This is a genomic window from Morganella sp. EGD-HP17 (assembly GCF_000512315.2).
GTDB lineage: Bacteria > Pseudomonadota > Gammaproteobacteria > Enterobacterales > Enterobacteriaceae > Morganella > Morganella morganii.
The window spans coordinates 1-5,872 of the sequence record NZ_AZRH01000035.1 but is presented as its reverse complement, the minus strand read 5'-3'; the positions used below and the strand labels follow the sequence as shown (position 1 = coordinate 5,872).

The following is a 5,872-nucleotide window of genomic DNA, read 5'->3' as shown; positions in this document are numbered from 1 at the left end:
TTATTAAGTTTAATGATTATAATCAATCAGATAGGTTTTACAATAGCCCGAATTAGCCACGGAAATAATATTTTATATTTTTTTGTTTATTGTGAGAAATATCTAAAAAATGTGGTAAAATATGAGTGAAGATAAAATTTTAAAGCATGGTTAATATGGAGTGTCATATGTCTCAATATATACTTTTTTTTTGAAATCAAAAAATAATTCTACTATAGAATGTAATTACAATACAAGGAAAATTAATATGAAAAACAAAAACAAAAACAAAACTCTCTATACCATTAGTGATATAGTTCAAGAAAGAGGAAGGGAGTTAATGAGAATCGGGAAAATAAGATGGGATAGTAAGTATGGTGGGTACAAAGTAAATCCAGATTATAAATCACCGAATGATAAAAAGAAGTAATTTAATAATCAATAATGAAACTGTAGCCAACTCACAAATATAGAGATCGGCATTGATGTAATTAACAACAATATAATAGTTCTTTGATTATGAAAAATGATCATTAAAAATAATGCAATCATTATAAAGCATGTGATATACATCGCACCGACTATATTAGTTTACACAACTATATTTTTAGAATAATAAGAAAGAAACTAATTGTTTTAAAAATTAATTAAGTTAATAATCAATTCCTCTAAGATTAATAAAAAATAGTTTCATTATTATTCAATAGTAAAACTTCAATTACCTGAAAAGTAACAAAAGGTCAATTCACTGGAATGAATGACCTTTCTAAATTAATTACTATGGAGATATGCCAATGACTAACCCTGAATGTATTTATAACAAACTTAAATATGTCTCTGCACCATGTGGTTCAGGGAAAACAACAACTATATGTGATATAATCAAGAGAAGTACTGGAAAATATATATTAGTACAAAATACACAGGAGCTAATTAAACAAACATCAGCTCAAATACCAAATTGTAGAGTAATTATTACTGATAATGTTTCAAGAGATGATAGTGTGATCAGTGTAGTTATTGATTTTTTGAAGGCACCAGATTCACTGACATTACTTATCACAGATAAAACATTTTTTAAAATACCTGTTCAATTATTAATCGGATGGAGTATTTATATTGATGATGTGACTAATTTTCATTCTTATCAAAGTATTAATGATAGTAATGCAGATATAAAAAATGTAATTCGTAATTCATTAATATATAACGTGCAGGAATTAGATGAACGGAATATGTATATTTCTGCAAAAAGAAACCCAGAAGTTCAGGGGGAAGTATTAAGGGGTATTTTAAATAAGTTATCAGTACTCAACGAAAATGATATATTTATAATGAATAATGATTACTTTATAGAATCAGAAAAGGAACAACTTAATATTACTGCTTGGAAAGATCTCAATAAGTATAAGGAGTTATCAGTTACTTTCCTTGGAGCTAATTTTGAAAATTCATTGATTTATAAAGGATATAAAGATTTATTTGAAAGTATAGAACTTAATGGATTATTAACACGTAGTACAGCACTTGAAAATAGATTAAAAGTCTATTACTTTTCTAAAAAGAAAAAGTTATCAAAAACGTGGAAGAGCAATAACCCTGAGAAAGTAAAAAAGATGTACGAATTTCTTGATGTCAGGCTTAACGGACAAGAGTTCTACTGGGCAAAGAACAAAAGCGACTCCTTAAGTCTCAAGAATGGCACAGAAATAAGTCCGGATGCCAGAGGGTTCAATCAGTACAGAGACGTTGATACATGCGTCTGGCTTGCCTGTATGAGGCCTTCTGAAGTAGAAGCTAAGCAGTGTGAGTTATTCTTTGGATTTGATGGCGAGGAAATTCATATCGCGAGAGAGTATGAAAGTTTGCATCAGTTCGTACTCCGAGGAGTATCAAGGGATTTTGACAGTACAGCTATACAAACCGTTTATGTGTTTGATGAATGGCAGGCAAAGTTTCTTACTAACAATACTGAATACATAGATCTTGGGTTTGATGATGAAGAACATGGGCAGAAAGGGAGGCCGCAAGGCTCAGTAAACAAGAAAAAACGTTTTACTCTTGATGACAGTAAAGCGACACGTTTCAGACGCTGGGCGAAAGCTAATCCGGAGCTTAGCCTGAGTGCATTCAAAGCGTTCCTTGAAAATACTGTCAACACAGATCTGAGCACTGAGGAAAGGGAAGCAATGTTCGAAAAGTATAATAAAGCCAATCAAAAGAAACAGAAATAGCCCATCTTATGTGTCAGAAACACCATTAAAAGAGAATATGTCTGAAAAATAATACCTTATAGTAATTTAAGGCAATAAATTTCCGACATAACACAGAACGAAAGCGAGTTAACTGCCTGAAGTCAGTAGCGGCGAAGCAAGCGAACTGATTTAGGCAGTTAGTGAGAGTACTCACGCAGTGGGTACTTAATCGCTATTCCATTATTATAATAATAAACAACTAAACAGTACCCGCAAGCGAGTACTGTTCGTTGGATTCGGTTCTACTGCTGCGTTCCCTCCGGTCACTGACAGAGCGAACCAATCGCGTTTTTTGTTCTGTTAAAAAATACATAACTCATTATTATTTTGTACTTATTTTATGAATAATTCATTTCATACTTAGTGAATTATCTACTGTTTCAGTTATCTGAAAAGCCATATCAGTACTATCCAGAGCGAAGCGAACCCGATCCGAGAAATCCCCCTCCATGATGATGTTCCCGACAAAATGTACAGGGAGTCCTTGAACGTGATGTTCATTATTAAAAACTAATCAAGTACATAGAAATAATGATCATGTGGAAGCATTTGTTTTATATATATATAAAGATAAACATCGGTAAAGTATTTAATTTCGCTCTATATTGAAAGTTAATTTTGCATTGTTTTTTTTATACGAAAAACTGTTGCTCGTCCACAATCACATAGCTTAGCAATTTCATCTGGTGTATTTTTACCCAGCTTAATCATTGAAATTACTTTATTATGTAGATCAATATTTTTTTGTTTCCCTTTATATTTTTTTGCTGCTTTTGCAATCGCAATACCTTCATTACGTCGAGCAGCAATCATTCCTCTTTCAAATTCTGCTGCTGCTCCCATCATAGTCAAAATCAAACGTGATTGAGGGCTATTGTCAAACACCATAGAATTAGCGAGAAATTTTACTGTGATTCCTTCATCGATAAGATTATCAATGAGATCTAAAAGTTCTTTCGTATTACGTGCAAGTCTATCAATTGATTGCGTAACAAGGGTATCTCCTGCACGGAGATGTGATAATAAATTTAATAGCTCAGGTCTATCAGCAATTAATTTTGCAGATTTTTTTTCAGTGACCACCTTATCGCATATGGGTTCAAGCACAGCCAATTGCCTATCTAATTTTTGTTCCTGTGTTGAAACCCTGGCATATCCAATAATCATAAATATCCACCACAAGTATCATTTTAATGATCCAAATGATACGGTATCATTAAGATTATATCAACATCTATATGATACTAATAGCATCTTAATACCACGGTATCACTAGAGAATAGCCAAATAATACTCATGCCAGCTATACTTTATTGGTATTCCTCAGTACATACACGATAAGGTTGCATCAGTGCCTACCACTTTACTTTTGAATACCAAGAATGTATTTAATTGATTTTTAACATAATAACTATGATAAGCAGACCTTGCTTGTGTGAGATTGCTTGTAAGCCTAACATGGTGTATATTTAACCAGCTTGTTTTTATATCCAGACCTTACTGAAAGGAAAAGTGATGACTGATAAATCAGAAGCATTTCTTAATATTCAGCAAATAGAATCTCGTGCAAAATTTTCCTTCGATACTGAAATTACTGTAAATAATTTTCATTCTCTTATTGGAAGTTATCGCTTGGATGATAAAGTCATTTGTCAAGTAAGAAATGAGCACGGAGGAATATGCCACAAAAAGCACTATATAGGCTATCTTGGCATTACTCACGATGGTAAAGAAGGTTTGATCGGTGGAGATTGTGGAAAAAAATATTTCCGAGGAAATACTAATTTTATTCAAGAAATGAAAAGAGTTGATGCAGAAATAGAACGTAGCAATTGTCTAAAAAAATTAGAATTTTTTAAAGATAATTTTTTAAAGGTAAGCTCTGAATACAATCTATTGCAAAGTAATTTATCAAACCTTCTTTCTGAGACTGAAAAATTATATTCAGGGTTACCTAATATTATTTTAGCTTTTATACTCAATGCACAAAAAACTAAAAACTGGAATATTTTTATTGATGTTTTAAAAAAACAGAAAGATGATGAATCACATTCAGAAAAGTGGTTTCCAGACAAATTATGTGTTTTAAAGACTATTTATCCATTACAACAAATAAAAACTATAGTTAGTATACTATCTAACATAAGAGCTATCTTTAATGAAGCATGTGGCTCTGACATTTATTCACTAGGTACTCCTAAGTTAAAATATTATATAAAAGAAACAAGTGAAGTAACAGCAATCAATGAATCATATGAAGCTCTGAAAAAAGAATATGATAGCTTTATAAAAATTGAAAATTTAGATTATTTGCTTTACTTGTGCCATAGTGATAAAGATAAAGAAATGTTAGTCAAAAGTATTCTTTCAATAAAATCAAGAAAGACAGTAACTACGAATAGTATTCGTAAGAAAATAGATGAGATTATAAATAAAGTCGAATCTTCATTTTCCAATCACAAGGTAAGGCCTAATAAAAAAGTTGTCAAATATAAGAATAATGAATTAAGATAATGAAAGTAATTTTTTATTTAATTAAAAGGGGGTTCCCCCCTTTTAATTAATAACAAAGGTCGATATTTTGATTATTTTCACGCATGCATTTTAAGCGGTTAGGTAGTATTGCTTTTTTAATATACAAGGGTTTTGCCTTTGGACGCGAGAGGTGGGCTATCTTTGGTATTACTTTAAATATACAAATATTGAATTTATTTTGTATTTCTCTATGATTTTTATTAAAATTAAAGTTAGCTAAATCTCTTTTGTGTAACTCTAACTTATACATTGACTTTGGAATATCACTTAATGCTATTTCAAAATGTGAATTATATGCATTTCTATACAGGTTCTCTTCATATTTAAAATCATCTCTGCAATTAGTTCCTTCTATGGCAGATAAATACTCTTTCATACTTACTCCATAGTTTATATAATTCGACTTAGCCAGAGTTCTATCTGATTCATCACTATATGTGTTTATTTCATTTAATATTTTTATTGTTAAATCTTTATCTTCATTTAGATCATTCCTAATAATTTCATTAATTTCATTCATGCTATAATAGGACTCATTTTCATAATCTTTATGATGAGGGCTCCAATTAAAAGATATCACTCCAGGGATGACAATCTTACCTGAATATTTTTCATTGAGGTTTTTATTTTTCACTCCATCAGATCTATCTATAGATAATAAAATCAAACTTAAAAATGAAAAGCTAAAGAGTAGCATAGTAAAAAATTTTTTAGCACCAACAATTCCTTTACTTGTACACCAAATAGATATTTTTTTTCCTATATAAAAAAGCAGAAAAACAGACATTATTAATATAAATGTATTCATTATATGCATCCAATCTGACTATGAAGATTATTATTTTATATATCATTAAACAGAAATATTCATCCATAACTAAGTGTAATTTTCACAAAATTATTTCCTCATTATTATATGAAGATACTATCTCATATACATTCATTAGTTAGCATAGATAATACCATCATCTATCAATAAAACCAATATAACGATCGTTAAAAACGATCAATTACAATAAATTGATCGCTATAATCTATCAATCTCTATCAATACTATGGTAATCAATAGGTAAAACTGATCATCAGTCTACCTCTCGTGCTAG

Annotated in this window: 5 protein-coding genes; 3 read left to right on the top strand and 2 right to left on the bottom strand. The window is 30.3% G+C overall.

Going from position 1 to position 5,872, the window contains the following annotated elements:
- The first annotated feature begins 247 nt into the window (after positions 1-247).
- Together X965_RS19440 and X965_RS18285 are read left to right on the top strand one after the other, a co-directional pair.
- Complete coding sequence (locus X965_RS19440) at positions 248-409, top strand: hypothetical protein (protein ID WP_156341094.1); 162 nt, start codon at positions 248-250, stop codon at positions 407-409.
- A 364-nt stretch (positions 410-773) separates the two neighbouring features.
- Positions 774-2,213, top strand: a complete 1,440-nt coding sequence (locus X965_RS18285) for a type III restriction enzyme, res subunit (RefSeq protein ID WP_036419649.1) — start codon at positions 774-776, stop codon at positions 2,211-2,213.
- 633 nt (positions 2,214-2,846) lie between these two features.
- Here the strand turns inward: X965_RS18285 and X965_RS18280 are convergent.
- The gene (locus X965_RS18280; protein WP_036419647.1) at positions 2,847-3,401 is read right to left on the bottom strand and encodes a recombinase family protein; all 555 of its coding nucleotides are present in this window, start codon (positions 3,399-3,401) and stop codon (positions 2,847-2,849) included.
- A gap of 348 nt (positions 3,402-3,749) precedes the next feature.
- On the opposite strand from X965_RS18280, the gene X965_RS18275 reads away from it, so the two are divergent.
- The gene (locus tag X965_RS18275; RefSeq protein WP_036419646.1) at positions 3,750-4,748 is read left to right on the top strand and encodes a hypothetical protein; all 999 of its coding nucleotides are present in this window, start codon (positions 3,750-3,752) and stop codon (positions 4,746-4,748) included.
- Positions 4,749-4,794: 46 nt separating this feature from the next.
- On the opposite strand, the gene X965_RS18270 is transcribed toward X965_RS18275, so the two are convergent.
- Positions 4,795-5,577, bottom strand: coding sequence for a hypothetical protein (locus tag X965_RS18270; RefSeq protein WP_156341093.1), 783 nt, complete (start codon positions 5,575-5,577; stop codon positions 4,795-4,797).
- Positions 5,578-5,872 lie beyond the last annotated feature (295 nt).

What these genes read in the sequence shown, in the direction of transcription:
- X965_RS18275 (WP_036419646.1), top strand. Translation starts at nt 3,750, where the DNA reads ATGACTGATAAATCAGAAGCATTTCTTAATATTCAGCAAATAGAATCT.
- X965_RS18270 (WP_156341093.1), bottom strand. Translation starts at nt 5,577, where the DNA reads ATGAATACATTTATATTAATAATGTCTGTTTTTCTGCTTTTTTATATA.
- X965_RS18280 (WP_036419647.1), bottom strand. Translation starts at nt 3,401, where the DNA reads ATGATTATTGGATATGCCAGGGTTTCAACACAGGAACAAAAATTAGAT.
- X965_RS19440 (WP_156341094.1), top strand. Translation starts at nt 248, where the DNA reads ATGAAAAACAAAAACAAAAACAAAACTCTCTATACCATTAGTGATATA.
- X965_RS18285 (WP_036419649.1), top strand. Translation starts at nt 774, where the DNA reads ATGACTAACCCTGAATGTATTTATAACAAACTTAAATATGTCTCTGCA.